The following is a 25,918-nucleotide window of genomic DNA, read 5'->3' on the forward strand; positions in this document are numbered from 1 at the left end:
GTCAGTTCTCCAGGTTCTGCAGTCGGTCGGCGATGACGCTCGCGATGTGCGCGATCGGTTCGGGCAGGGTCATGTCCTTGTGCGAGCAGGCGACGTCGGTGTTGTCGATGCGCCCGGTCACATAGGGGGTCCAGGTGTCGGGGGTGAGCTCGTCGTCGATGGTGTCGACGGTGGCGCGGAAGAAGAGCACGTCGCCGTGGAAGACGCGGTGGTCGAAGCCGCGGACCAGGTGGTTGGTGTTGAGGTAGGTGGTGTTGAGGGCCTCGATGGTGGTGTCGTCGAGGCTGGCCAGCGGGGAGCCCTCGCGGCGCAGCACCTCGGTGACGTGGGCGAGTTCGAAGGGCTTGCCCTCCAGGCTGTCGGGTCCGTAGCCGCCCATGGCGAGCAGGGCTTCGAGGGCCTCGGCCTGGTCGGGCACGGGCAGCGTGCGGAAGCCCTCGGCCGGGTAGGCGTCGAGGATCGCGAGCAGCTCGACCTCCTGGCCGAGGTCCTGGAGCCGGGTGGCCATGCCCTGGGCGATGATGCCGCCGGTGGACCAGCCCATGAGCCGGTACGGGCCGTGCGGCTGTACCTCGCGGAGCCGGTCGACGTAGTGGGCGGTGAGCTCTTCCATCGTCCGCGGCAGCGGGTCGGCGGCGGTGGCCGGGCCGACGCCCTGGGCCTGCATGCCGTAGATCGGGACGTCGGCGGGGAGGTGGCGGATCAGTCCGGCGTAGCACCAGCTGAGGCCGCCGGCCGGGTGCACGCAGTACAGCGGCGCCCTGTCCCCGTCCTTCGCCGGGCGCAGCGGGAGCAGCACGTCGAGGGCGTCGGAGCCTTCCGCCGCGTCCAGTGCGGTGTCGAGGGCGGCGACGGTGGGTGCCTGGAAGATGGTGCCGATGCCGACCTCGGCGCCGAGCGCGTCCTTGATCCGGCCGGCGAGGCGGACGGCGAGGAGGGAGTGGCCACCGAGGTCGAAGAAGTTGTCGTCCACGCCGACCCGGGGCAGGCCCAGGACGTCGGCGAAGATCGCGCAGAGCTGCTCCTCGCGGGGCCCGCGCGGGGCGCGGCCCTCGGTGACGGCGGCGGCGAGGTCGGGGGCGGGCAGGGCCTTGCGGTCGAGCTTGCCGTTGGCGGTCAGCGGCAGCCGGTCCAGGAGGACGACGGCCGAGGGCACCATGTGGACGGGCAGTTCGGTGGCGGTGTGCTCGCGCAGCAGGGCCGGGGTGGTCTCGCGGGCGGGCACGGCGTAGCCGACGAGGCGCTTGTCGCCGGGGGTGTCCTCGCGGACGATCACGGCGGCGTCGGCGACGTCCGGGTGCTCGGCCAGTACCGCCTCGATCTCGCCGAGTTCGATGCGGAAGCCGCGGATCTTGACCTGGTGGTCGGCGCGGCCGAAGTACTCCAGGGTGCCGTCGGGGCGGCGGCGGGCGAGGTCGCCGGAGCGGTACATCCGGCTGCCGCGCTCGTCGAAGAGGTGGGCGAAGGGGTCGGCGACGAATCGTTCCGCCGTCAGTGCGTGCCGGCCCAGATAGCCGCGGGCCAGGCCCTCGCCCGCGACGTACATCTCGCCGGTGACGCCGGGCGGCACGGGCTGGAGGTATGCGTCGAGGACGTAGACGCGCAGGTCGGGGATGTTGACGCCGATGGTGCTGGAGGATCCGGCGGCAGCGCTCTCCCGGTCGAGCGCGATGTAGGAGACGTGGACGGTGGTCTCGGTGATGCCGTACATGTTGACGAGCGTGGGCGCGTCGTCGGCGTGCCGGTCGTACCAGTCGTCGAGGCGGCCCAGTTCGAGGGCCTCGCCGCCGAAGACGACATAGCGCAGGGCCAGTTCCCGGCCGGGGTTCTCCCGGTCGGCGGCGCTGAGCTGGTAGAAGGCGGACGGCGTCTGGTTCAGGACGGTCACGCCCTCGTCGGCGAGCAGCCCCAGGAAGGCCGCCGGGTCACGGCTGACGAGGTGCGGCACGACGACGAGCCGGCCGCCGTGCAGCAGCGCGCCCCACAGCTCCCAGACGGAGAAGTCGAAGGCGTAGGAGTGGAAGAGGGTCCACACGTCCTGCTCGTCGAAGCCGAACCAGTGGTCGGTGGCGGAGAAGAGGCGGGCCACGTTGTGGTGGGTGACGGGGACGCCCTTGGGGCGGCCGGTGGAGCCGGAGGTGTAGATGACGTAGGCGACGTCGCCGGGGCGCTGGGCACGGGTGCGGTCGTCATCGGTCAGGTCCGTGGGCGCGTACGCGTCCGCCTCGGTGCCGTCGACGAGGACGACGGGGAGGTCGTGCGCCGGGATGCGCGCGGCCGTCGCGGTGTCGGTGACGACGGCGGCGGGGGCGGCGTCCTGGAGCATGTACGCGAGACGGTCGACCGGGTAGTCCGGGTCCATCGGCAGGTACGCCGCGCCCGCCTTCGCCACCGCCAGCAGGCCCACGACCAGCTCCGGCGAGCGGGGCAGCGCCAGCGCCACGATCGACCCCGGCCCGATGCCGCGCGCGGCCAGCAGCCGGGCCAGGCGGTTGGCGCGGGCGGACAGCTGCGCGTAGGTGAGGGAGGCGCCCTCGCAGGTGACGGCCGTACGGCCGGGGTGCCGGCGCGCGGCGTCCTCGTACAGCTCGACGAGGGTCTGCTTGGAGGGCGTGGGCGTGGTGGTGCCGGCGTTCCACACGACGACGGAGCGGTGCAGCTCCTCGGCGTCGAGCAGGGGCAGTCGCCCGACGGGGATGTCCGGGTCGGCGACGGCCGCGGTGAGCAGTCCGGCGAGGTGGGTGGAGAGACGTGTCGCCGTTTCGGCGTCGAAGAGGTCGGTGCGGTACTCGAGGAAGCCGGATATGCCGCCGCCGGGCTGCTCGCCCGCGTTCAGGGTGAGGTCGAACTTGGCGGTGCCGGAGGGGACCGCGCCCATACGGGCGCCGAGGCCCGGGCCCATGGCGAACTCGGCGTCGGGCAGCGACTGCCAGGCCAGCATCACCTGGAAGAGCGGGTGCCGGGCCAGCGAGCGGGGCGGGTTGAGCTCCTCGACGAGCCGGTCGAAGGGCACGTCGGCGTGTTCGTACGCCGCGATCGTCGTGGCGCGGACACGGTCGAGGAGGGTGCGGAAGGTGGGGGCGCCTGAGGTGTCGGTGCGCAGGACCAGGGTGTTGACGAAGAAGCCGACGAGGTCGGCGGTCGTGTCGTCGTCGCGCCCGGCGACGGGGGTGCCGATCGGGATGTCGGTGCCGCAGCCGTAGCGGGTGAGGAGGGTGGCGAGGGCGGCCTGCACGGCCATGAAGACGCTGGTGCCGGTGGTGCGGGTGAGCTGTTCGAGGGCGGCGTGCGTGCGCGCGTCGAGATGGAAGGGGACGGTGTCGCCTTCATAGGACGCGACGGCGGGGCGCGGCCGGTCGGTGGGCAGTTCGAGCTGGTCCGGCAGGCCGGCGAGGGCCTGCTTCCAGTGGCCGAGCTGGCGGGCGGCGAGCGCGGTCGGCTCCTCGGCGGTGCCCAGGAGGCGCTGCTGCCAGGCGGTGTGGTCGGCGTACTGCACGGGCCGGTGCGGCAGTTCGGGGGCGCGGCCGGCGGCGCGGGCCGTGTAGGCGGTGGCGAGATCGCGGGCCAGCGGGGTGGTGGAGGCGCCGTCGCCGGCGATGTGGTGCAGGAGGAGGAGCAGGGTGTGGCGGTCGCCGCCGTCGCTGAACAGCGTCGCCTTGAGCGGCGGTTCGGTGGCGAGGTCGAAGCAGTGGCGGACGGCCTCGGTCAGGTCGGCCCCCGCCGGCGCGGTGTGCAGGCGCGGGCTCGCCTCGTCGGCGGTGAGGATCCGCTGGTAGGGCTCGTTGTCCGTGGCCGGATACACCGTTCTGAGCGTCTCGTGGGCGTGCGTCAGGTCGTTCAGGGCGCGCTGCAGCGCGTCGTGGTCGAGCGGCCCGGTCAGGGTCAGCACGAGCGGGATGTTGTAGGTGGGGCTGAGGCCTTCGAGGCGGTACATGAACCACAGCCGCTTCTGCGCCGGGGAGAGCGGCATGCGGTCCGTGCGGGGTACGGGCGTGAGCGCGGGGCGCTCCTCGCCCTCGGCCGCGGGGGCTTCGCGCAGGAGGGCGGCGAGCGCGGCCGGGGTGGGATTGCGGAAGACGTCGGCGAGGCTGACGGTCGCGCCGAAGTTCTCGCGGATGCGGGCGGCGATACGGCCGGCGGTGAGCGAGTGGCCGCCGAGGTCGAAGAGGCTGGCCTGCGGGGCGGGGTTGGCGTCCAGCCCGAGGGTGTCGGCGAAGAGACCGCACAGGATCTCTTCGTGGGCGGTGCGAGGGCCGCTGTGGCCGGTGGCGCCGCCCACGGCGGCCGGGTCGGGGGCGGGCAGGGCCCGGACGTCGAGCTTGTCGTTGGCGGTGCGGGGCAGGGCGTCCAGGGCGAGGATCGCGCTGGGCACCATGTGCTCGGGCAGCCGCCCGGCGAGGTGGGCGCGCAGCGCCTCGGGGTCGGCGCCGGCGCCTTCGGCGGGGACGACGTAGCCGAGGAGCCGCTTGCCGGTGGCGGTGTCGCGGGCGATCACGGCGGCCTGCGCGACGTCGGGGTGCCCGGCCAGCGCGGCCTGGATCTCGCCGAGTTCGATGCGGAAGCCGCGGATCTTCACCTGGTCGTCGGCGCGGCCGAGGAACTCCAGGGTGCCGTCCGGGCGGCGGCGGACCAGGTCGCCGGTGCGGTACATCCGGGCCCCGGGCTCGCCGTGCAGGGCGCCGAAGGGGTCGGCGGTGAAGCGCTCGGCGGTGAGGTCGGGGCGGCCGAGGTAGCCGCGGGCCAGGCAGGCACCGGCGATGTAGAGCTCTCCGGTGACACCGGGGGCGGTGGGCCGCAGGGAGTTGTCGAGGACGTACGCGCGGGAGCCGCGCACGGGGCTGCCGTGGGCCGAGCCGTTCTCGCCCGGCACCCAGTAGTAGGCGTCGACGGTGGTCTCGGTGGGGCCGTAGAGGTTGAGCGGAGTGAGGCCCTCGGTGGCGGCCAGTCGCTGCCACAGGGGCTCGGGCACGGTCTCGCCGCCGACGACGACCATGGCCGGGTGGTGCCGGCCCGCGTCCAGGAGGCCCTCCGCGAGGAGCGCTTCGGCGTAGGAGGGGGTGACGTCGAGGTAGTCCAGCCGGTGCTCGACTATGTACGCGGTGAGCGCGGCCGGGTCGCGGTAGGCGGCATCGTCCAGGAGGTGCAGCTCGTGGCCGTGGACCATCCAGATGACCGGGTCCCATGAGGCGTCGAAGGCGAACGACGCGCTGTGCCCGATCCGCAGCCGGTCACGGCCCGCGCGTGCCACGGCGGGGGCGATGTGGTCGGTGCCGTGTCCGGCGTGCAGATTGGCGAGGGAGGCGTGGGTGACGACGACACCCTTGGGACGGCCGGTGGAGCCGGAGGTGTGGATGATGTACGCGTCCTGGCCGAGGGCCGGCGCGGCGAGGGCCGTGTCCGGCCGCGCGTCGATCCGGGCCCGGGTCGCCGGGTCGTCGAGGAGCAGGGCGGGCAGTCCGTGCGGGGGCAGACCGGCCACGGCGTCGGCGGTGCCGATGACGCACCGGGGCCGGGTGTCCTCCAGGACCGCGGTCATGCGCTGCTCGGGGTGGCCGAGGTCGAGCGGCTGACAGACGCCGCCCGCCTTGAGCACGGCGAACATCGCGACGACGGTGTCGACGCAGCGGGGCAGGGCCAGCGCGACGGGAACCCCGGACGTGACGCCGGCGTCGGCCAGTTCACGGGCGAGCCGGTTGGCGGCGGTGTCCAGTTCGGCGAAGGTGAGTGCGGCTTCGCCGCTGCGGACGGCGACGGCGTCCGGGGTGCGGGCCGCCTGCTCGGCGAACAGCTCGGGCAGGGTCCGGCGGACGCTCTCCTCGGTGCGGCCCGCCGTGGCGCGGTGGATCTCCGCCTCGTCCAGGAGGTCGATGCCGCCGACGGGCCGCTGGGGGTCGTCGAGGAGCAGCGCGGTCAGCGCGTCGAGGTAGCGGCGCAGGCCGCGCTCGTGTCCGGCGAGCGACGGGCCGTCGTAGCGCGCGGCGTTGCCGTCGAGGCCGAAGCCCACGGAGCCGTCCGGCGCCGGGGTGATGGCGAGGGCCAGGTCGTCGACGGGACCGGCGGCGAGGTTGCGCACCGTGCCGGGCAGCGTGCCGAACTCCAGGTCGCCCTCGAACGCCTTGATGTTGACCATCGGTCCGAACAGCGGCTGCTCCGCCCCGCTCAGTCCGAGGTCGCGGCGCAGGTCCTCCTGCCGGTAGCGCTGGTGGCGGCGGACGGCCCGCACCTCCAGGACGACGCGGCGCAGCAGTTCGGCACCGGTGTCGTACGGGCGGACGGCGATGCGCAGCGGCATGACGTTGACGGCCATGGCGGGGGTGCGCAGTGCGACGGAGCTGCGGCGGTTCATCAGCGGCAGGCCGAGCACGACGTCCTGAGTGCCCGTCGTCCGGTGCACGTATCCGGCGGTGGCGGCGATGAGGAGCTCGGCCCAGGTGGCCTTGACCGCGCGGGCGGCCTCCTCCAGTCGGGCCATGGTGCCGGCCGGGAGTCCGGCGGCGTGCCGCAACACGGCACCGGTCGGACCGGAGGAGTCGGCGGAGGCTGCCGGGTCACCGGCGAGGGAGACGGGCTCGGGCCGGTCGGCGAAGCGGGTACGCCAGAAGTCCCGGTCTGCGGTGTGGCGTTCGCTCGCCGTGTACTCGGCCTCGTCCTCGACGAGTTCCCGGATCGTGCCGAAGGGGTTCTCGGAGGGCTCCTCGCCCGTGGCGAGCGCGGTGTACAGCTCGGCGACGCGACGGCCGATGAGGGTCAGGGCGTAGGCGTCGACGGCGAAGTGGTGGACGCGCTGGTACCAGTGGTAGCGGTCGTCGGCGACGCGGATGAGGGCCTGGGTGACCAACGGCCCCTCGGTCAGGTCGACGGGGCGGGCGAGGTCCGCGCGCATCCAGGCATCCGCTTCCTGCCCGGGGTCTTCCGCGGTGCGCAGGTCGAGCCGGTGCAGGGGCCATGGCCGGCCGGTCTCGACGCGCTGCGCGGGCGCGGTGTCCCCGGCCGTACCGCTGCCGTCGTGCTCGGATGCCACGATCAGGGAGAGCGTCTGCGCCTCGTCGACCGTCTGCCGCAGGGCGCGCTCGAAGAGCTCCTCGTCCAGGTTTCCGTCGATCTCCACGCAGTCACCCGTGTTGTAGACGGGGTTGCCGGGGTCGAGTACCTGGGCGTACAGGATTCCGGACTGCGCGGCGAGCAGCGGCAGTTCGGCAGGAGCAGTCTCGACCTGAGGGTGACGCATGGCGTGGGGACTCCCGATATCTGGCTTCGTTCCGGGCACGCCGTGTATACCCCGGCGTGTCAGCTTAGGTAAGCCTAAGCTATTTTTTGATCCCTTGTGAGTGTGACCCCCCGCTCACGCGGAAGGGACCGACAGCCGGCGCGTCAGCCGGACGGACAGGAGCTGGACATGACCGCGGGCCAAGGCCTCAAGACCGCCGTACAGGAGCGGGTCCTCGCGCACCGCGAGAGCCTGCTGGCGCTCAGCCGCCGCATCCACGCGCACCCCGAGACGGCCTTCGCCGAGCACCGCGCCGCCGCCTGGTGCGCCGAACTCCTGCGGGAGCAGGGCTTCGACGTCACGGCCCCGGCGTACGGCCTCGACACCGCCTTTTCCGCGAGCTTCGGCTCCGGCCCCGTCACCGTGGCCGTCGTCTGCGAGTACGACGCCCTGCCGGGCCTCGGGCACGCCTGCGGCCACAATCTGATCGCCGCGGCGGGACTCGGCGCGGCCCTCGGCCTCGCCCCGTTCGCCGACGAACTCGGGCTGACGGTACGGGTCCTGGGCACCCCCGCCGAGGAGCGCGGGGCGGGCAAGGCGCTGCTGCTGGACGCCGGTGCGTTCGACGGGGTGGACGCCGCGATGATGGTGCACCCCTGCCCGTTCGACGTGGCCGAGTTCCGCTCGTTCGCGCTCGGCACCCTCTCCGTCGCGTACACCGGGAAGGCCGCGCACCCGAGCCTCAACCCGCACGAGGGCCGCAATGCCGCCGACGCCCTCACCGTCGCCCAGGTCGCCCTCGGGCTGCTGCGCCAGCAACTGCCGCCGCACTGGAAGGTGCACGGCGTGACGACGGCCGCGGGCACCGCGCCGAACGCGATTCCCGACCGGGCGACCGCCGAGTACGAGATCCGGGCCTCGGCCGCCGAGGACCTGCGGGAGCTGCGCGAGCGGGTCGAGGCGTGCTTCCGGGCCGGTGCGCTCGCCACCGGGTGCGAGGTGGAGCTGACCCGCCCCGAGCCCGACTATCTGGACTTCCGCACCGACGCGGAGCTGATCACGCTGTGGCGCGACAACGCCCGTGCGCTGGGCCGCCCGGAGCCGCAGCAGCGGGACGCGTTCGCCTGTACGGACATGGGCAACGTCTCGCACGTCGTCCCCTCGATCCACCCGGTGCTCGACATCACCGACGGCGCCTGCGGGCCGCACGAGGCGGAGTTCGTGGCGGCGGCGGTGTCACCGATGGGTGAGCGGGCGCTGCTCGACGGGGCGATCGGCATGGCCTGGACCGCGGCGGACTTCGCGACGGCGCGCCGGGCGTAGGAGCGGGCTTCCTCAAACCGCATGGTCCTCAAAGCGCCGGACGGGCTTGCCTGCCCGTCCAGCGCTTTGAGGACCGGGGTCCGGGTCGAGCCCCGGTTACTTCTTCAGCGCCTTGACGATGTCGTCGATGACGACCTGGCTGGCCAGCGGGCCACCACGGGTGGACCAGACCGAGCCGTTCACCGTCACGGCGTGGTCCTTCTTCACCGCGTTCAGGTCCTTGTACGCGGGCTTGCTCTGCACGTCCTTCAGCGCCTTCTCACCGTCGGAGGTGAGGGTGGACAGGAAGAGCCAGTCGCCGTCGATCTCGTTGATCTTCTCCAGGCTCAGCGCCGGGGTGTGCGCGTTGCCGTCCTTGTCCTGGGCCTTGGGGCGCTTCAGCCCCATGTCCAGGGCGACACCGCTCGCGAACTGCTTCTTCTCCATCCAGCTCGGGCCGTCCGGGTTCCAGCGGACGATGCTGACCTCGGCGCCCTTGTTGTCGCCCAGTTCGCCACCGGCCTTCTTGGCCTTGGCCTCGTAGTCGGCGATGACCTTGTTGGCCTTGTCCATGCTGTTGAGCGCGTTGCCGATGCCCCGGAAGGACAGCTTCCAGTCGTCGGTGGGCGCCATGGTGACCAGCGTGGCCGGGGTGATCTCGCGGAGCTGCTTGAGGACCTGCTCGTCCTGCATGTCGCCGGCCAGGATGAGGTCGGGCTTGGCCGCGATGACCTTGTCCATCACCGGCTGGAGCAGGTTGCCGACGACCTTGATGTCCTTGACCTTGTCCTCGAGGTAGGCCGGCGGCTTGCTCAGGCCCTGCCCGTTGGTGATGCCGACCGGCTTGAGGCCGAGCGCGAGCACCGCGTCGAGGTCCTCCTGCGTGAGCGTCACGATCCGCTTGGGCTGGGCCGGGACCTTGACGAGCTTGCCGGTCGCGTCCTTGATCTCACGCGTCTGACCGCCACCGGCACCCTGCGACGTCGACTCCGAACCCTTGTCGTCCGAGCCGTTGTCGGAGCCGCAGCCGGTCACCAGCAACGCGGCCGCCCCCACGGCGGCGAGAACCTGAGCCGCGCGGCGCGAGGCGGGCAGAAGAGGGCGGTGGGTCGAGGTCATCGAGTGCTCCGGGCGTCAAAAGGGGAAAGGAACAAGGCAGGAAAACAGAAAAGGGGACAGCGTTCCGCGTGGGAGATCACCCCCACGTGGGACCCATGAGTCATTAGGTTAGCCTTACCTTAAGGCCCTTCCGTCGGGAGGGTCCACATTGCGGCGAACGTCTTGGAAAGGCCTGCCACCTGTGGAGCTCCGCGTCGAACAGCTCACCGCCGGCTACCCCGGCCACCGCGCCGTGGCGGGCGTCGACCTGACCATCCCCTCGGGTCAGGTCGCCGCGATCGTCGGCCCCAACGGCTGCGGCAAGTCGACCCTGCTGCGCTGCGTCGCCCGGTTGCACCAACCCGAGTCGGGCCATGTCCACGCGGGCGACGCCGACATCTGGAAGCTGAAGCAGCGCCAGGCGGCCCACCGCATCGCCCTGCTCCCCCAGTCCCCGCTGGCCCCCGAGGCGGTGACGGTGGCCGGACTCGTACGCTACGGGCGCCACCCGCACCAGGGCCTCTTCCGCCAGTGGTCCCGCGACGACGAGCGGGCCGTGCACGAGGCCCTGCTCGCCACGGGGGTGTCCGCTCTCGGTGACCGCCGCCTCGACCAGCTCTCCGGCGGTCAGCGCCAACGCTGCTGGCTGGCGATGGTCCTGGCGCAGGAGACACCGATCGTGCTCCTCGACGAGCCGACCAGCGCGCTCGACATCGGCCACGCGGTGGAGGTCCTCGACCTCGTGAAGCAGGTGGCCACCGCGGGCCGGACCGTCGTCATGGTCCTGCACGACCTGGCGAGCGCCGCGCGTTACGCGGACACCGTCATCGCCATGAAGGGCGGCACCGTCGTCGCCCAGGGCCCGCCCCGCGACGTGGTGGACGCGGCCCTGGTGCGCGAGTTGTACGGCATCGAGGCCGACATCCTCCAGGCACCGGGTGACGGCTCCCCCGTGGTGGTGCCCGCCACCCGCACGCCGGCCGAAGCCGGCGTGCGGGATTCCGCCACGGCCTGAGCCGCGGCCCGGCCCACCGGGCCCGGCCCGGCGGCGCCCTGACGCGGGGGCACCCGGCCCGGCGAACCGGCTCAGGAGGAAGGCTCGGGCCTGCCGTGGTGGTCGCTCACCGGCCCCTGACGCAGGGACAGCAGCCGGGCGAGCACCCCCGGCCGGCGCGGGGCGGCGGGCGGGGCGTTCGGCGCCGGCCCGGACCGTGTGGCCACTTCCGCGGCCGGCTCGGCCGGCTCTCCGTCGGCGCGGCGGGCCGCGCCGGCCTCGTGGTCGTCCTTCTCGTCGTCCCGCCCGTCCTGGACGTCGCGGTACTCCTCGACGACGATGGGGGCGGGCTCGGGCTCGGGTCGGTGTGTGCGGTAGGCCTGGGCGCGCAGATACGCGTCCATGGCACGCGCGGGGTCGAGGGGCATGACGTCTCTCCTGCTGTCGCACTACGGGTGAGCGGAAAGGTGAACGCGCGGCGCCACGGCCTCCGACGGGGAGGCGAGGGCGCGGTTCCGCTCAGCAGCGCAGGACGGCGTGCCGCGCGCGGGCGGCGGCGAGCGCGACGGCGTCGGTGCGGAGCACGGCCCGCTCATCCGGCGACCGTCCGGCGTCCACTCCCGGGGGCACGGTGGGCGGCAACGCGCCGCCGAGCCTCCCGGGCGGACGGCCCGACCGCCGCCCGGAGCGCGAGCCCCGCTGCTCGGAGGCACAGGCGGCGTACTCCTCGGAGGCCGCCGCCGACAGGGAGCCGGAGGTCTCCTCCCGGCCGACGCTGGCGGCGAGGCCTTCCGCGGCCGATCCGGAGAGCGTCAGCAGCACGGAGATCAGCGCGACGGCCAGGGCCCGCAACGCGGACCTCAGGACAGCACGACCCCGCACACTCATAACACCAAGAGTAGTTGGCCGATTACCCTGGGTGCACTCAGTCGAACGAGTGAAGATTTCGATGATGGGTACGGTCTGTCACCGTCCGGCCCTCGACTCCCCCCGATGTCCTGCGCGTTAGCCCTCGCGGGAAGCGACGGCGGGCAGGCCGAGCCGTCCGGCCGCCTTCCGCCAGGCTCCGGTGACGGCCGCGCGGGCGTGGGCCGTGGCGGCGGCCACGTCACCGGCGAGATGCACGGGCGCGCCGACGTGGACGTGCAGGGCGGGCCTGCGCAGTGGCGCCGTCAACAGTCCGGTGATCTGCTTGGCGTGCGAACCGGAGGTGACCCGGCGGGCCCCTGCCTGCCCCACCGGGATCACGGGGGCCGAGGTCGCCAGCGCCAGACGGGCGAGCCCGGTACGGAACGGGCCGGGCTCGGCCTCCCCGGAGTCCGGGCGGCGCGGCAGCCGCCCCTCGGGATAGAGGACCACGACCCGCCCGTCGGCCAGCGCCTCGGCGGCGGCGTCGAGCGCTCCGGCGGCCGCGTCGGTGCCGCGCCGGACGGGCACATGGCCCTCGCGGGCGAGCACATGGCCCAGGACGGGGATCCGCCACAGACCGGCGGCCGCCAGGAAGACGGGCTCGGCTCCGAGCCGGCGGACCGCCGCGAGGACCAGCCCCGGGTCGATCAGCGACGTGTGGTTGGGGGCGATGATGCTCCCCGGCGCGATCCCCGCCGCCACGTCGGTGGTGACGCGGAAGCGGCCGAGGGCGGGTACGACCGCATGCGCGAAGGTGCTGAGCACGTGCCTCTCCTTGACGATCCGTGATGCCATGCTCCCCCGGCGGAACGCCCGGGCACCTGAGTACGGGTACTCAAGGGGCTGGGGGCGGTCGGAGCGGATGAGCCCGTTCAGTCGCTGGAGCTGCTGCCGCAACTGCTCCCGCAGCTGCTGCCACAGCCGCTCGAACCGCTGTCCCCGCCGCTGCCACCGCTGTCGCCGCCGGAGCCCGCGTCCGAGCCGCCGCCGGAGAAGAAGTCGCTCCACGACGTGTCGCCGTCGGATCCGGCACCGCACTCCGTCAGCAGCTCCCGCAGCGGGGCGTCCGGCAGACACCCCACACCGTCGAGCGCCACGCGCAGCATCAGCCCCGCCGATGAGGAGGCCGCACCACTTCCTGGCGAACCACCGCGCCGGACGCCCCGCGCGAGATCAGCGCCCGCCGTCGTCCGGTCACCGGCCCGGGGCAGCACGTGGTGGCGCACCAGCCCGCACAGCAGCGCGGCCACCGCCGCCAGCGCGTCGCAGAGCAGGATGTGGGGTCCCCAGGCCGGGTCGCGGGTGAAGTGCACGAACCCCACCACGGTCACGACCGCCATGAAGCCGAAGCAGAGGTAGGTGAGAATCCTCAGCACACGGTCGCAGCCGCGGAACAGCCACCGCCAGGTGAGGCCGTAGTCCAGCCCCCGGGCCCTCAGGGAACGCCCGATGTCGAGGACTTCGGGGGTGCGCCCGCACAGCCGGCGCAAGGGCCGCACCTCGGGGACGGACGTCCCGCGCGCCCTCGCTTCCCCGTGCGTGCGCACGATGGCCTCCTCGACAGCCGTCCGCGGGCCACGTCCCCGGGTCAGATGCACCCGGCCGCCGGCGGAGAGCCGGGTGGATATCCGCAGCAGCCCGTCGCGTTCCATGGCGACCAGCGCGGTGTCGACCACGCGCAGGGGACCACCGCTCAGCCACGCGACCTCCAGCACCTCGCGGCCGGCGCCGCCGGCCGCGTCCGCGGCAAGCGGCGCGGGGTCGGCCGGATCCCCGCCCTCCCGGCGCCGTTGGGCGGCCTCCAGACGTGCCGCCCCGCCGAGGGCCGCGCAGAGCACGACGACGAGGTAGCCGTACGCGAGAAAGAACAGCGGCACATCCATGTCCGACCGACCCCCCGAAACAACAACAAGATCAACTATTGGGGACACGCTAACCGGTGGGCCGCGTCATTCGCGCCACCTCTTGCGCCCCTCCCGCCCCATCGCAGGCGCCCCTGGCGACGCCCGGCGCGTCGGCGCGCACGGGACGGGCGGTGATCCGCACAACTCCCCCACGTGTCCCACCTGATGGTGTGTAATGCAGCCATGGAGAGGCCGGATCGGGAGCGGGCGGAGTCGGCTGCGCGGCAGGAAGCGGCGCGGCTCACGGCGATGGACATCCACGGCGTCGCCCTCACTTGGGTGGATGTCGCGGGCCTCACCCGGGTCAAGGCCGTTCCCACCGCCCGGCTCCCGCACGCCGCGCGGCGCGGCGTGGGCATGTCGCCCTCCTTCGATGTCTATCTCACGGACGACTCCGCCGTCGCCAGCCCCCATATCGGCGGGCCGGACGGCGATCTGCGGCTCTTCCCCGATCTCGACCGGCTGACCGTGCTGGCCGCCCAGCCCGGCTGGGCCTGGGCGCCCGTCGACCGGTACGAACAGAGCGGCGACCCGTACGGTGCCTGCCAGCGGCAGTTCGCCCGGCGGATGACCGAGCAGGCCGCGGCACGCGGCCTGCTGCTGCGGATGGGCTTCGAGACGGAATGGGTCGTCACCCGGGGCGATCTCACCGAGACGGAGATCCGGTACCCGTGCGCGGGCCCGGCGTACGGGATGACTCGGCTGGTCGAACTGTCGGACTATCTGCGCGACATCCTCGAAGCGCTCGCCGCCCAGGACGTCGAGGTGCTGCAGATCCACCCGGAGTACTCCCCCGGGCAGTTCGAGGTGTCGGTGGCGCCGGCGGACCCGGTCGGCGCCGCCGACCTCGCCGTCCTGGTCCGCGAGACCATCCGCGCGGTGTCGGCGCGGCACGGGCTGACCGCCTCGTTCGCACCGGTCGTGGAGGCGGGGAGCGTCGGCAGCGGCGCGCATCTGCATCTGAGCCTCTGGGACGAGGACGGGAATCTGTGCCGGGGCGGCGACGGCCCGTACGGCATGACGGAGGTCTGCGAGGCCTTCCTCGCCGGGCTGCTCCGGGAGTTGCCCGCCCTGCTCGCCCTGGGCGCCCCCACCCCGGCCGGCTATCTACGGCTCGCACCCTCGCAGTGGGCCGGGGCCTTCCAGTGCTGGGGCCTGGAGAACCGGGAGGCGGCGCTGCGTTTCATCACCGGCGCTTCGGACGACCCCTCGGGCGCCAACGCCGAGGTCAAGTGCTTCGACGCGGCGGCCAACCCGTATCTGGTGGTCGGCGCGGTCACCGCCGCCGGGCTCGCCGGGATCGAGGCCGGGCTGACGCTCCCGCCGCCGGTCACGGGCGACCCCGTCGCCACCGGCCGGGAGACCCGGCTGCCGGCCTCGCTGCCGGAGGCGCTGGAGCGCTTCAGCCGCTCGGCGCTGCTGCGCACCGCGCTCGGTGATCCGCTGTTCGAGGCCGTCGTCGCGGTGCGCCGCGGCGAGGCGGCGCTGTTCGACGGCGCCGCGCCGCAGGAGATCGCCGACGCCACCCGCAGGCGGTTCTGAGTGCACCCCTCGGCGGCGACGCCTCTGGTGGACCACCACTGCCACGGCGTGGCCCGCGCCGATCTCACTCCGGAGGACTTCGCGTCCTTCCTCACCGAGTCCGACGCGCCCGCCGCGCCGGGCACCACCTTCTTCGACACCCAGCTCGGCTTCGCGGTGCGCCGCTGGTGCCCGCCGCTGCTGGACCTCCCGGCGCACTGCCCGCCGGCCCGCTATCTCGCCCGCCGACGCGAACTCGGCGCGCGGGAGGTCACCGGGCGGCTGCTGCGGGCCGCCGGGATCACCGACTACCTGGTGGACACCGGGCTCCCCGGCGACCTGACGAGCCCTCAGGAGCTGGCGGCCGCCGGAGCCGCGACCGCGCACGAGATCGTGCGTCTGGAGGCCCTCGCCGAGCGCGTCGCCGACGGCGTCGGCTCGTCCGATGCCACCGAAGGCTTTCTCCACGCCCTCGCCACCGCCGTGGGGGACGCCGCCCGGACCGCCGCGGGCTTCAAATCGGTGGTCGCCTACCGGTACGGACTCGACTTCGACCCCGCCCCTCCGGACCCGGCCGAGGTCCGGGCGGCGGCGGCCCGCTGGCTCGGCGGCCGGACGCCGGGCGGGCGGCTGGCCGACCCGGTGCTGCTGCGCCACCTGCTGTGGTCCGCCGCCCGCACGGCCCTGCCGCTCCAGCTGCACACCGGCTTCGGCGACCCGGATCTGCGCCTGGACCGCTGCGATCCGCTCCTGCTCACCGACTTCGTACGAGCCGTGCGCCCCACGGGCTGTTCACTGGTCCTGCTGCACGGCTATCCGTACCACCGGGGCGCCGGCTACCTCGCCCACGCCTTCCCGCATGTCTACACCGACGTCGGCCTGTCCCTGACCCACACCGGGACACGGGCCGAGGCCGTTCTCGGCGAGATGCTGGAACTGGCCCCGTTCGGCAAGATCATGTTTTCCAGTGACGCCTACGGGCTGCCGGAGCTCTATGTCGTGGGCGCCCAGCTCTTCCGCCGGGCTTTGGCCCGGCTGCTGACCGGCTGGGTGAACGACGGGGCCTGGTCGCCGGACGACGCACGGCGGGTCGCCGATCTGATCGGTGCGGGCAACGCGCGGCGGGTCTACCGGCTCGGGGAGGGCGGGGCGGACACACCGTAGGGCCTGTCCCGCCGCCGCCGTATCCGGGCCGGTTCCTCCTCGTTGGGTCGGTGAGGCAGTTCGTCAGACGCCGGCCGTGTCCCGGCGGGCGGGAGGGCCGGGTCATGCGCATCCAAATCATCACGGCGGGCACCATGGGTTCGGTGGCCCCGTACACCGGTCTCGGCCACCGTCTCGTGGCCGAGGGCCACGACGTGGAGATCGTCACCCACGCGAAGTTCGAGGAACTGGTGACCTGTTGCGGCCTGCGCATGCGGCCGCTGCCCGCCGACCCGTTCGAGGAGCTGATCGGCGCGCACACCCGGTTCCGGCACGGGGGGCGCTCGCTGCGGGCGGTCCAGCGGCTCGCGCAGGCCACCGAGCGGGCCGCGGCGGGGCTCGTGGACGGGATCATCACGGCGGTGGACCCCTCGGCGGACCTGGTGATGCTCTCGACGATCGCGGCGCCGGTGGGCAGGGTCGTCGCCCGCTACCACGACATCCCGAGCATGGGGGTCTTCCTCCAGCCCGACGCCCCCACGGCGGCCTTCTCGCCGTGCGCGCTGTCGTGGCGGGAGCCGGGGTACGCCAACCGGCTCCGGGGCCGGGCGGTGAACGTCGCGATGGACGCCCTCTACGCCGCGGCCTACCGGCGGCTGCACGCCCGGCTGGGGCTGCCGTACCGCAGCGGCCACCGGCTGCGCAGGGCGCGGGAGGCCAGCCGCTGGCCCATCTGGCACGGGTACAGCCCCTCGGTCGTCCCGCGCCCCTCGGACTGGCGGCCCGAGCTGCGCGTCGCCGGGTACTGGTGGCCGCACGAGTGCCCGCTGTGGACACCGCCCGCGCTGGTCACGGACTTCCTGGCCGCCGGGCCGCCACCGGTGCTCGTCAGCTTCGGCAGCAATATGCCCGACGCCCCCGAGCGGCTGAGCGCCATCACCGCCCGTGCGTTGCGGCAGGCGGGGCTCCGGGGCATCGTCCAGTCCGGGTGGGCGGGGCTGTCCGTGGTGAACGACGACGTCATCACGGTGGGCATGGTGCCGCACGGCTGGCTGCTGCCGCGCATGGCCGCCGTCGTGCACCACGCCGGCGCGGGCACCACGGGAGCGGGGCTGCGCGCGGGGGTGCCCGCCGTGCCGGTGCCGGTGCTGACCGACCAGCCCTGGTGGGCGGCCCGGCTGGTGCAACTGGGCGTGAGCCCGCGGGTGTTGCCGCACCGGGAGCTGACCGCGAGCCGACTGGCGGACGCGATGCGGCGGGCGACCGGGGAGCCGGGCTTCGCCGAGCGGGCCACCGCGTTCGCCAAGCGGCTGGCACAGGAGGACGGCGCGGGGGCCGTCGCCCGGGCGGCCGCCGCCCTGGCCTCCTGACCCCGCTGTCCGCTCCCCCGCCGGTTCTCCCCCTGCGGCCCGACGGCCCCGCATTCACGACGCCGACGCCCCGTTCAGAATCAGGACCTCTCGTGACGGAACGCACCCAGGACACCTCCCCGGACGCCCTCGCCGACCACACCACCGGCCTGCCACGGCCACGCCGCGACACGAGCGGTCCGCAGCCCGCGCCGTATGCGGCGGGCATCGCCATGCCGCCGCTGGACGCCTGGTTCCACGGGCAGCAGAGCAGCGAACACCTCTGCATGACCGCCGGGCTGCTCGCCTGGTTCGAAGGCCCCCCACCACCGCTGCCGGAGCTGCGGGAGCGGGTCCGCCGGCGCTGGGGTGCGTTCCCCCGGCTGCGGCTCATGCCCCCCGCGGCGTCCTCGGCGACGGTGTGGCCGCGGTGGACGCCCGGCCCGGAGTTCGACACCGCGGCACACGTCACCGCCGGGCCGGACAGCGGACACGCGACGCCGGAGGCGGACACGGCGCTGCTGCTGGCCCGCCCGCTCGCGCCCGTACGACCGCCGTGGCAGCTGCATCTGCTGCCCTCGCCCGGCGGCTTCGCCCTGCTGATCCGCGTCCACCACGCCCTGCTCGACGGCAAGTCGATGGTCACGCTGTTGCGGAGCCTGCTCGACGCGTCGGCGGCACCGCTGCCGGGGAGCGCGGCATCGCGAGCGCACGCGCCGTCCGCCGCGCCCACGCGCCGCGCACTGACGCGGGCGCTCACCGACGTGCTGCCCAAGGCCCGCCCGCTGCCGTTCCACGGGCCCGTGGACGCCCGGCGGGTGCTGTCCTTCGAGCGGGTACCGAAGGCGACCCTGAGCGCCGCCCGCGACGCCCTGCCCTCGGGCCGGGCCTCCACCAACGCCGTCTTCCTCGCCGCGACCGCCGCCGCCCTGCGGACCGCCGGCCTGGCCGGGCGCTGGCCGCGGCTGCCGGGGGTCTGCGCGATGGTCCCCGTCGACGTGCGCACCGCCGAGGACGCCGACGTCCTCGGCAACCACTACGCCACGATCAGGGTCCCGCTCCCCACGCACCGGCGCGCCGCGCGGCGGCTCGCGGCCGTGGACAGCTTCACCCGGCGCGCCGCGCTGCAGGGCCGGGCGCAGGCGCAGGCCCTGCTGGTGTCCCGGACCCGGGGCCGGCACGGCCGCCTGACCGACGCCCTCGGCCGTTATGTGGCCTCACCCCTCTATTCCTCCCTGCTGTGCAGCAGCCTGGCGACCTACGCCGGTCCGCTCGCCCTGGGCACCGCGCCGCTGGTGGCCGTATCGGCCCTGCCCACGCTCAGCACCGGCCACCCCGTGGCGGTGACCCTGTCCCTGCACGACGCGAACGCCGTGGTGACGGTCGTGACCGACCACCAGCACCGGAATCTGGCCCCGCGATTGTCCGGCCTCATCCACGACGAGATCCACGCGTTGCGGTTGTGAGGCGTCGGGCTCCCGGGGCGCACGGGGCGACGTTGGGTGACCGCTCACGCCTGTCGGGCGGGCGGCCAGTAACGCGCGGGCTGACCTGTCGTTGCCCCTGGTGAAACCCCCCACGAGATTCCCGGTCGTACGCATTGCCGCGAGCTGCCGTGAGCAGCCGTCCGGACGCGACACCGACCGTGAAACGGAGACCATCGTGACGACGACGCTCGCCCCCCTCCACGAAGAGGTCATCAGGCTCAGCTGCGACGGCTACGCGTACAACGGACGTGTCGTGCACCAGCCCAACGCGCGGATGGCACCCGTTGTCCTCGTCGGCGGGGCATTCCAGTACCAGGACACCTGGGGCCGGCTGGAACGCGCCCTTCGGAGATCCGCCAGCGTGATCACCGTGGACCTGCCGGGCTCGGGCACCGCCGACGCGCTGCCCGCCCGGTACGGCTTCGACTTCCTTACCCGTGCCCTCGACGATTTCCTCTCCGTGGCCGCACCGAGCCCGGTCAATATCCTCGGAGCCTCATACGGCAGCGCCATCGCCTACCAGTGGGTGCAGCAGCACCCGGAGCGGACCGAGCGACTGGCGCTCATGGGCACGATGGCACAGCTGACCGACCACGTCCGTGCCCGGATGGAGCGGGTGCTGCGGCTCGGCGAACAGGGCCGCCGCACGGAAATCGAGGACGCGGTCCTCGACTCCATGATGTGTTCCTCCCCGGGCGTCACGGTCTCGCGCCGTCCGGCGGTCGTCCGGTGTCTCTCCCGAGCGCTGGGCGATCTGTCCGCCAACGACTTCGCGAAGTTCCTCGAGAACAGCCGCCGGCTGCTCGGCCACCCGGACCCCGGGGGCCCGACGATCCGGGTCCCGGTCCTGGTGGCGACGGGAGAGCACGACCCGCTCACCACCCCGGCGCTGAGCCGCGACGCGGCCCACCGATGCGCCGACGCCCGCTTCACCACGTTCAAGGACGCGGACCATCTGGTGCATCTGGAACGCCCGACGGAGCTGGCGGACCTGCTGACCCGGTTCTTCTCCGGCGAGTCCCTCGGCGGCCTGGACTACTGCCATCCCGTGGAGTACATCGGCCGCCGGAGCCCCTTCCCCGCGCCCCGCACGGGCGGGGAGCGTCAGTCCTCGTGTGCCCCCGAGGGCAGCTGACGCAGCTTCATCGGAGTGCGGGTGCGGTAGGCGTAGTCCAGCATCTTCCACGCGTCGGGGTAGCGGTTGGCGTCGTTGAGCAGGACACCCACGACGGTCCGCTTGCCGCGCTTCGCGGCGAAGACCAGGCAGGGGCCGGCCGCGCTGCCGGTGCCGGTCTTGATGCCGATCACGCCGGGGTACGCGCCGAGCAACTGGTTGGTGTTGTACCAGGTGTAGGTCCGGTTGACGTTGGTCGCCTTCTGCCGGGTGCTGGTCGACCGGGTGACCGCGTCGAAGGTGGCGTTGCGCAGGGCGTGCCGGGCGAGCTCGGCCAGGTCGCGCGGGGTGGTGTGGTTGCGGCCGTGGGCGGAGATGCCGTCGAACGAGTCGTAGTGGGTGCCGCGCAGCCCGAGCCGGGCCGCCTTGGCGTTCATCTTCCCGATGAACGACGCGGTGCGCGCCTTCTCACTGCCCCCGCTGCCGACCGTGTCCGCGAGCGCGTAGGCGGCGTCGCACCCGGACGGCAGCATCAGTCCGTACAGCAGCTGGCGCACGGTCAGCTTGTCACCGACGCGCAGGTCCGCGGTGCTGGCGCCCGTCCGTGCGACGTAGTCGCGGTAGGACTGCTTGATGGCAACGGGCTTGTTCAGGTCGACGCCCGGCGTCTCCAGGACCACGACCGCGGTCATGACCTTGGTGGTGCTGGCCATCTGCCGCTTGATGTCGGCGGCCTTGCCCTCCCAGAGTCTGCCGCCGCTGCCGTCGAGCAGATAGGCGCCCTTCGCACCGATCCCCTTCGGGCCGCCCGTCGCCTCGGCGGTGGCCGTCGGGAGTGCGACGGCGAAGGCGGCCGTCGTCGCGGTCAGGGCCACGGTCCACCGACGGGCCGGGCTTCCCCCACATCGTTGCATTGATGCTCCAATTCCTCATGAAGGGACCCGAGTTCGGGTCGCGGGCCGCATGCTCGCACCCGGTGACGGACGTGACGAAATTGAAGATCACTAACGGGTGACCGTGCCGGGACGGCGTCGGGCGGTACCCGCGGCCGTGCCATGCTGCTGTGGCGCATGGCCGGGTACCGCCCGGGAAGCGCCGCGGGGGCACCCCGCGCCGGCAGTGGCGCGAAGTGCCCCCGAGGGGTGCCGGGCGAAGGGTCAGGCGTTGCAGATCCCGCGCGCGTAGTCGACCGTGGCGGTCTCCTGCGAGTACTTCCACTGCGGGTCGAGCAGCTTCGCGTCGAGCTGCTTGGCCGCCTCCGGGCTCTCCACGATGTAGCCGAAGTCCTGCAGCCACGACGGGTACAGGTTCTTGGAGCCGATGTAGAACGTGGAGCTGTCGACGGAGAGCAGCTTGTGGTGCTGCGCGTACGGGTGCCCGTCGGCCCACTTGCCGTTCGGGGAGCTGCGGAAGGTCGCGAGCTGGAGGTTGGAGCACATCGCCGTCCTGGCGGCCGCCTGGCCGCCGGTGATGTTCGCGAGGCGGTTGCGGAGCGTGTCACTGATCTCGGACAGCGACTTGATCTGCGAGTAGCCGCCGCTGCCCACCGCGCCGCGGTTGGCCGGGTCGCTGACGACGATGCGCACCTTCACGCCCGCGGCCATCTTGGCGGCGAGGGCGTCGTAGAGCCGGATGTCGTACCGGGGCAGCGGCGGGCAGGTGGCGTTGAGGTCCTGCTGGGAGATCTCGATGTGGTCCTTCGCGCTGGCGACCAGCGCCCGCAGCGCGCTCTCCTCGGGGTTGACCGTGTCGTAGTCACGGTCGGCGTTGGTGTTGTCGTGCAGTCCCACCACGCACTTGGTGTCGGAGGCGGTCGGCAGGTCGGGGCGGAACGTCGACTTCGGGTCGACGTCCTTGATGCCGACGCCGAGGCCGCCGACGGCGATCACCGGGACGTTGCCGGTGGCCGGGGACGTCTTGGGGTTGCTGTCCTTGTGCATCGCCGGCATGCAGCCGGCGTTGCCCGAGGCGGCGAACCAGACGCTGGCGATGTTGCTCTTGTTCTGGCACGTCCAGGTCCAGAGCGTGTCCAGGTAGCGGCCCGCGGAGCCGGCGGCGGGGCCGGTCAGGGCGAGGTCGACGTCCGACACCGGGTGCGCGGTGTCGAGGTAGTCGTCCTTCCAGCTGTTGATGCCGCCGGTGATGGCCGACTGGCCGTCGACCACGAGGATCTTGGAGTGGTTCCAGGAGAACGCGGTCTTCGACGTGGTCATCGACGCGACGTTCAGCGTGATGTTCTCGGCGGCCTTGCCGAGCTTGGCCGTCAGCTCGTCGCGGTACTTCGACGGGATCACGTTCATGTGGTAGACCGGCGCGGCCCCGACGAGGATGCGGACCTTCAGCTTGTTGCCCTTGCCGGCCGACTCCTTGAGCCCGGCGACGATCGCGTCCTGGAACCCGCCGTTCGGGAAGGGCGCGAGAGTGGATATGTCGACCGTGCGCGTCGCCTTGCCGATGTTCTCGGTCATCTTCGCGAGCAGCCGCTTGGTGCCGGCGCGGTCGGCGCACTTGTCGTCGCCCCAGCAGCCGGGGGTCTGGAGCAGCCAGTCGGAGGGGTCCGCGGCCGAGCCGTCCAGCCTGTTGCCGGTGGTGCGCTCCCACACGTCGCCTTCGAGACCGGGCGAGACCTGACGCAGCGTCTGCTCGACGGCGTCGAGGTGCGGGGTGGCCGGGTCGGCGGCGAAGGCCGGGGTGGCGGGCAGGACGGCGAGGGCCACCGCCGAGACCGTGACGGAGCCCGCGAGACGACGGACACGGCTGAGTCTGACCACTGTTGCTTCCTTAACAAAGTGCGAAGTAAAGAGTTGAACGACATAACACATTTGGGCCAGGTATGGCCCATGTACATCCCATGACAAGGTGTACAGATGATCAACTCTTGGAAGTTACCAGGTGAATGACCCGTCCGGCGCCCGGGCCCACCCCCGGACCGTCGGGTTCCGGACAGCGTGGACGTCGGGGAACGAGCGGGTTCCTGACGGACCGACAGGTGTCCGGATGCCCGGGCGAAGGGGGTCAGATGACCATCTGGGCCTGCGGCCAGCGGCCCACCCGGTACGGTGCCCACCAGAGGTGATCGCCGAACCGCACCGCGAGGTCCTCGCGCAGGAAGTCCTCCACCGCGTCGGCCGGCAGGTCCTCGGCCCGGGCGCCGTCCGCCAGCGCCTCGATGGCCTCCTGGTAATGGGGCTCGTCGATGGTGAAGCGCCGCAGTTCGCGGTACCGCCGGTCCCGTACTTGGAGGAAGCCCGGCCCGCGCCGGTACACGCACTTGCAGATGTAGTAGCCGCGACGCCACTCGCTCAGCACACCCCGGGGGTCCGGGACGCCGAGGACGGCGGTGGGCGGGTGCAGATGGCCGAGCCGGCGCCAGTCGTGCGGCTCGGGCCCCGGCCGTACGGTCCAGTCGACGGCGAGGGCGAGGCTGGTGAGGTCACCGATGAGGCTCAGTGTCCGGACCGTCCGGGCGGCGCGCGCGTCGTCCATCGGGCCGGTCAGATCGACGGGGTCCGCCACGACCACCCGCCGGGCACCGGCGTCGAAGAGACTGCGCGCGTGCCCCGCGCCCGGCCCGTCGAGGTGCCGGGACCCGATCAGCATGCCGGGCACGGCACAGGCGGCCCGGTCGTAGTCGCGCCACAGCGTCACCCTCAGCGCGTCCGGCGTCGTGGACGCGGCGGCTGCCGTCATGGAAATCCCCTTCGTGAGTGCCGGGTCGAGTGCCGACCCGGTGCCGACGTGCGAGCTGGGCGGGCGCCGGGCGGACCCGGCCCGCCGCATCAGGCTCCCGTGCTCTGCAGCGCCGGTTCCGTCTCCGCCGCGTCCTCCGCCTCGGTCCGCCGCATGTGGTCCAGGCGCAGCAGTTCCTCGTTCACCGCGGGCGGTGCCACGTGCACGTACTGGCCGCCGTCGGCGAAGACCAGGCCGAGCTCCCGCCAGCGGCGCAGGGTCGCCTCGATCGTGCCGGCGTCCGAGCCGGGGTGCTCCTCGCGCAGCTTGCGCGCCGCCGCGACGAGGGTGTGCGGCTGGTCGAGCAGCCGGAAGAGCGCCACCTCCACCGGGTCGGTCAGCTCCAGCGTCCGCCAGTCGAAGCCCCGGCGGCGGCTCACCAGCACGATCCGCTCGCCCAGATCGCAGTGCGTCAGCCGGCTGGCGGCGTAGGCCCCCTTCCACGCCGTCAGGGCGTCGTTGAGCCTGCGCACCACGTCCTCGCCGACGCCGCGCGGCGGTACGTCGAAGACGTACGCCAGGTCGAACATCTCCGCTTCCGGCAGGTCGTAGGTGATGCGATACGGCTCGGCGGGCCGCAGGTCGCTGAAGCCCATGCCGGGGTTGTTGAAGTACGGGCTGAACCGCTCGATGGCGATGCGCGCGGACTGGTCGACGGGCGGGTTGAGGTGCTCCAGGGCGGGCAGCTGGCAGGTGATGTCGTCGTAGTCCGCCGCTTCCTCGCCGGGGAACCCGTGCAGATAGTTCCAGGCCACCGAGAGCCCGGCGGCCGCGCCGTCGCGGAGCATACGGACGTTCTGGCAGCCGGTGACGCCCTTGTCCATGAGGCCGAGGACCTTGCTGCTGAGGCTCTCGATGCCCGGCTGGACGTAGATGAGACCGGCGTCGGCGAGTGTCTGCAATTGACCGCTGCGCATATTGGCCTTGATCTCGTAGTGCAGTCGCAGGTCGTAGCCGCTGTCGATAATGCGGGGCAGCAGCGACTTCACGTATCCCATGTCGAGGATGTTGTCGACGACGTACATGTCGAGCACCCGGTGCCTGGCCGCGAGCCCGACGATCTCCTCGAAGAACACCGTGGGGTTCTTGCTGCGGAACTGCATGAACGAGCCGTTGAGCCCGCAGAAGGTGCAGTGGTGCTTCTCCCCCCACCAGCAGCCCCGCGCGCCCTCCACGACCAGCTTGGGCTCGACCCAGGCGTGGGCCGCGGAGGCGGCCAGCCGCTCGAAGTAGCCCGTGTAGTCGGGTGGCAGGATCGCCGCGGGCGGCAGGGGCCTGGTGCTCATCGGGTTGGCGTGCGAGCCGCCGTCCGCGTCACGCCGGCACAGCCCGGTGACGGCGTCGAGGCCGGAGCCGTCGCGCAGCGCGCCGACCAGCGCGGGGAAGGACTCCTCGCCCTCGCCGCGGACGACGTAGTCGACGAAGGGGAAGTTGCGGTGGACGGCCTCGCCCTGCTTGCCGTCGCAGTTGGCGCCGCCCATCACGGTCTTGATGGCCGGATTGAGCCGCTTCACATACTTCGCGGCGGCCAGGGCGGCGGTGTTCTGCTGGAACGTCGAGGTGAAGCCGACGACATCGGGTTCCGCCGCCACGATGCGCTCGGCGACGGTCCGTATGAACGCGGTCGCGCTCGCGTGGAGCTGCACGGTGGTCTCCAGGCGCCGGGCGCCGATCTTCCGGCCCATCGCGTCCGCGAACTCCGGCACCCGCCAGGCGTCGTCGTCGTAGAGCGCGGAGGAGAACACCCAGTCGCCGCAGCCGAGGAAGTAGGAGGCCAATGAATAGTATTCATAGTCGGCGAGCGAGAAATCATCGCGCCGTTCGGTGATCCAGTCGACATAGTCGATATTCGCGTGCAGCACATCGGCGTGTGCCCCCGGCACCCCTTCGTCGATGCTGCGTTTCAGGATTCCCAGCGCCAGCGAGGGCAGATCGATGGGGGCCCAGGGCATGTTGACCAGGGTTACGCGCACAATTGGCCTCTCTTATCGGATCCCGTGCGAACTACTCGTCCGCCGGGCCTTCTTCACCGGTGCGGAAAATCCCGAATACAGATCCGTCAGAGCCGTCAGAGCGCCGTCAGAGCGAAGGGGCCGGGCCGCCGCGGCGGCCCGGCCCCCGGGTGCGGCTACTCCTCGGGCTCCTCGGCGGAACGGAAGGG

At 72.8% G+C, this 25,918-nt stretch carries 17 protein-coding genes; 7 read left to right on the forward strand and 10 right to left on the reverse strand.

Annotated elements, in window-relative coordinates; all coding sequences use genetic code 11:
• Window position 1: 1 nt before the first annotated feature.
• Window positions 2–7,228, reverse strand: a complete 7,227-nt coding sequence (locus tag AB8O64_RS04070; protein WP_370417891.1) for an amino acid adenylation domain-containing protein — start codon at window positions 7,226–7,228, stop codon at window positions 2–4.
• A gap of 168 nt (window positions 7,229–7,396) precedes the next feature.
• Here AB8O64_RS04070 and AB8O64_RS04075 point away from each other — a divergent pair, with 168 nt between their 5' ends.
• Window positions 7,397–8,530, forward strand: coding sequence for a M20 family metallopeptidase (locus AB8O64_RS04075; RefSeq protein WP_370417892.1), 1,134 nt, complete (start codon window positions 7,397–7,399; stop codon window positions 8,528–8,530).
• Window positions 8,531–8,626: 96 nt separating this feature from the next.
• Here the strand turns inward: AB8O64_RS04075 and AB8O64_RS04080 are convergent, their stop codons facing one another.
• Window positions 8,627–9,628, reverse strand: coding sequence for an ABC transporter substrate-binding protein (locus AB8O64_RS04080; protein WP_356781756.1), 1,002 nt, complete (start codon window positions 9,626–9,628; stop codon window positions 8,627–8,629).
• A 181-nt stretch (window positions 9,629–9,809) separates the two neighbouring features.
• Here AB8O64_RS04080 and AB8O64_RS04085 point away from each other — a divergent pair, with 181 nt between their 5' ends.
• Window positions 9,810–10,622 carry an ABC transporter ATP-binding protein gene (locus AB8O64_RS04085; protein WP_370417893.1) on the forward strand — a complete coding sequence of 271 codons (813 nt, stop codon included), beginning with the start codon at window positions 9,810–9,812 and terminating at the stop codon, window positions 10,620–10,622.
• A 71-nt stretch (window positions 10,623–10,693) separates the two neighbouring features.
• Here AB8O64_RS04085 and AB8O64_RS04090 read toward each other — a convergent pair whose 3' ends face one another.
• From AB8O64_RS04090 to AB8O64_RS04105, 4 genes are all read right to left on the reverse strand, one after another.
• A complete protein-coding gene (locus tag AB8O64_RS04090) occupies window positions 10,694–11,029 on the reverse strand; it encodes a hypothetical protein (protein ID WP_370417894.1) in 336 nt (111 codons plus the stop codon).
• Between the two features lie 91 nt (window positions 11,030–11,120).
• Window positions 11,121–11,489: a hypothetical protein gene (locus tag AB8O64_RS04095; protein ID WP_370417895.1), complete on the reverse strand. Its 369-nt coding sequence runs from the start codon at window positions 11,487–11,489 to the stop codon at window positions 11,121–11,123.
• A gap of 117 nt (window positions 11,490–11,606) precedes the next feature.
• The gene (locus AB8O64_RS04100; RefSeq protein ID WP_370417896.1) at window positions 11,607–12,275 is read right to left on the reverse strand and encodes a lysophospholipid acyltransferase family protein; all 669 of its coding nucleotides are present in this window, start codon (window positions 12,273–12,275) and stop codon (window positions 11,607–11,609) included.
• Window positions 12,276–12,382: 107 nt separating this feature from the next.
• Entirely contained in the window at window positions 12,383–13,393 is a 1,011-nt protein-coding gene (locus tag AB8O64_RS04105) for a TIGR04222 domain-containing membrane protein (RefSeq protein ID WP_370417897.1), read from the reverse strand.
• Window positions 13,394–13,597: 204 nt separating this feature from the next.
• Here AB8O64_RS04105 and AB8O64_RS04110 point away from each other — a divergent pair, with 204 nt between their 5' ends.
• From AB8O64_RS04110 to AB8O64_RS04130, 5 genes are all read left to right on the forward strand, one after another.
• On the forward strand, window positions 13,598–14,956 hold the full coding sequence (locus AB8O64_RS04110) for a glutamine synthetase family protein (RefSeq protein ID WP_370417898.1): 1,359 nt from the start codon (window positions 13,598–13,600) through the stop codon (window positions 14,954–14,956).
• The gene (locus tag AB8O64_RS04115) at window positions 14,957–16,099 is read left to right on the forward strand and encodes an amidohydrolase family protein (RefSeq protein ID WP_370417899.1); all 1,143 of its coding nucleotides are present in this window, start codon (window positions 14,957–14,959) and stop codon (window positions 16,097–16,099) included. It begins immediately after the preceding gene.
• A gap of 104 nt (window positions 16,100–16,203) precedes the next feature.
• Window positions 16,204–17,448: a glycosyltransferase gene (locus AB8O64_RS04120; protein ID WP_370417900.1), complete on the forward strand. Its 1,245-nt coding sequence runs from the start codon at window positions 16,204–16,206 to the stop codon at window positions 17,446–17,448.
• Between the two features lie 92 nt (window positions 17,449–17,540).
• Window positions 17,541–18,893, forward strand: coding sequence for a wax ester/triacylglycerol synthase domain-containing protein (locus AB8O64_RS04125; RefSeq protein ID WP_370417901.1), 1,353 nt, complete (start codon window positions 17,541–17,543; stop codon window positions 18,891–18,893).
• A gap of 196 nt (window positions 18,894–19,089) precedes the next feature.
• Window positions 19,090–20,049: an alpha/beta fold hydrolase gene (locus tag AB8O64_RS04130; RefSeq protein WP_370417902.1), complete on the forward strand. Its 960-nt coding sequence runs from the start codon at window positions 19,090–19,092 to the stop codon at window positions 20,047–20,049.
• Here the strand turns inward: AB8O64_RS04130 and AB8O64_RS04135 are convergent.
• The 4 genes from AB8O64_RS04135 to AB8O64_RS04150 form a co-directional block, all read right to left on the reverse strand.
• On the reverse strand, window positions 20,019–20,942 hold the full coding sequence (locus AB8O64_RS04135) for a D-alanyl-D-alanine carboxypeptidase family protein (protein WP_370417903.1): 924 nt from the start codon (window positions 20,940–20,942) through the stop codon (window positions 20,019–20,021). The genes AB8O64_RS04130 and AB8O64_RS04135 overlap by 31 nt on opposite strands.
• 243 nt (window positions 20,943–21,185) lie before the next feature.
• A complete protein-coding gene (locus AB8O64_RS04140; RefSeq protein WP_370417904.1) occupies window positions 21,186–22,799 on the reverse strand; it encodes a phospholipase D-like domain-containing protein in 1,614 nt (537 codons plus the stop codon).
• A gap of 244 nt (window positions 22,800–23,043) precedes the next feature.
• Entirely contained in the window at window positions 23,044–23,718 is a 675-nt protein-coding gene (locus AB8O64_RS04145) for a DUF5825 family protein (protein WP_370417905.1), read from the reverse strand.
• An 89-nt stretch (window positions 23,719–23,807) separates the two neighbouring features.
• Window positions 23,808–25,730, reverse strand: coding sequence for a RiPP maturation radical SAM C-methyltransferase (locus AB8O64_RS04150; RefSeq protein WP_370417906.1), 1,923 nt, complete (start codon window positions 25,728–25,730; stop codon window positions 23,808–23,810).
• Window positions 25,731–25,918: the final 188 nt, after the last annotated feature.

This window comes from Streptomyces sp. QH1-20 (assembly GCF_041283565.1).
GTDB lineage: Bacteria > Actinomycetota > Actinomycetes > Streptomycetales > Streptomycetaceae > Streptomyces > Streptomyces syringius.

Coding starts and splice junctions, on each gene's coding strand:
- AB8O64_RS04070 (WP_370417891.1), bottom strand. CDS start 7,228: ATGCGTCACCCTCAGGTCGAGACTGCTCCTGCCGAACTGCCGCTGCTC.
- AB8O64_RS04075 (WP_370417892.1), top strand. CDS start 7,397: ATGACCGCGGGCCAAGGCCTCAAGACCGCCGTACAGGAGCGGGTCCTC.
- AB8O64_RS04080 (WP_356781756.1), bottom strand. CDS start 9,628: ATGACCTCGACCCACCGCCCTCTTCTGCCCGCCTCGCGCCGCGCGGCT.
- AB8O64_RS04090 (WP_370417894.1), bottom strand. CDS start 11,029: ATGCCCCTCGACCCCGCGCGTGCCATGGACGCGTATCTGCGCGCCCAG.
- AB8O64_RS04095 (WP_370417895.1), bottom strand. CDS start 11,489: ATGAGTGTGCGGGGTCGTGCTGTCCTGAGGTCCGCGTTGCGGGCCCTG.
- AB8O64_RS04105 (WP_370417897.1), bottom strand. CDS start 13,393: ATGGATGTGCCGCTGTTCTTTCTCGCGTACGGCTACCTCGTCGTCGTG.
- AB8O64_RS04110 (WP_370417898.1), top strand. CDS start 13,598: ATGGAGAGGCCGGATCGGGAGCGGGCGGAGTCGGCTGCGCGGCAGGAA.
- AB8O64_RS04120 (WP_370417900.1), top strand. CDS start 16,204: ATGCGCATCCAAATCATCACGGCGGGCACCATGGGTTCGGTGGCCCCG.
- AB8O64_RS04135 (WP_370417903.1), bottom strand. CDS start 20,942: ATGCAACGATGTGGGGGAAGCCCGGCCCGTCGGTGGACCGTGGCCCTG.
- AB8O64_RS04145 (WP_370417905.1), bottom strand. CDS start 23,718: ATGACGGCAGCCGCCGCGTCCACGACGCCGGACGCGCTGAGGGTGACG.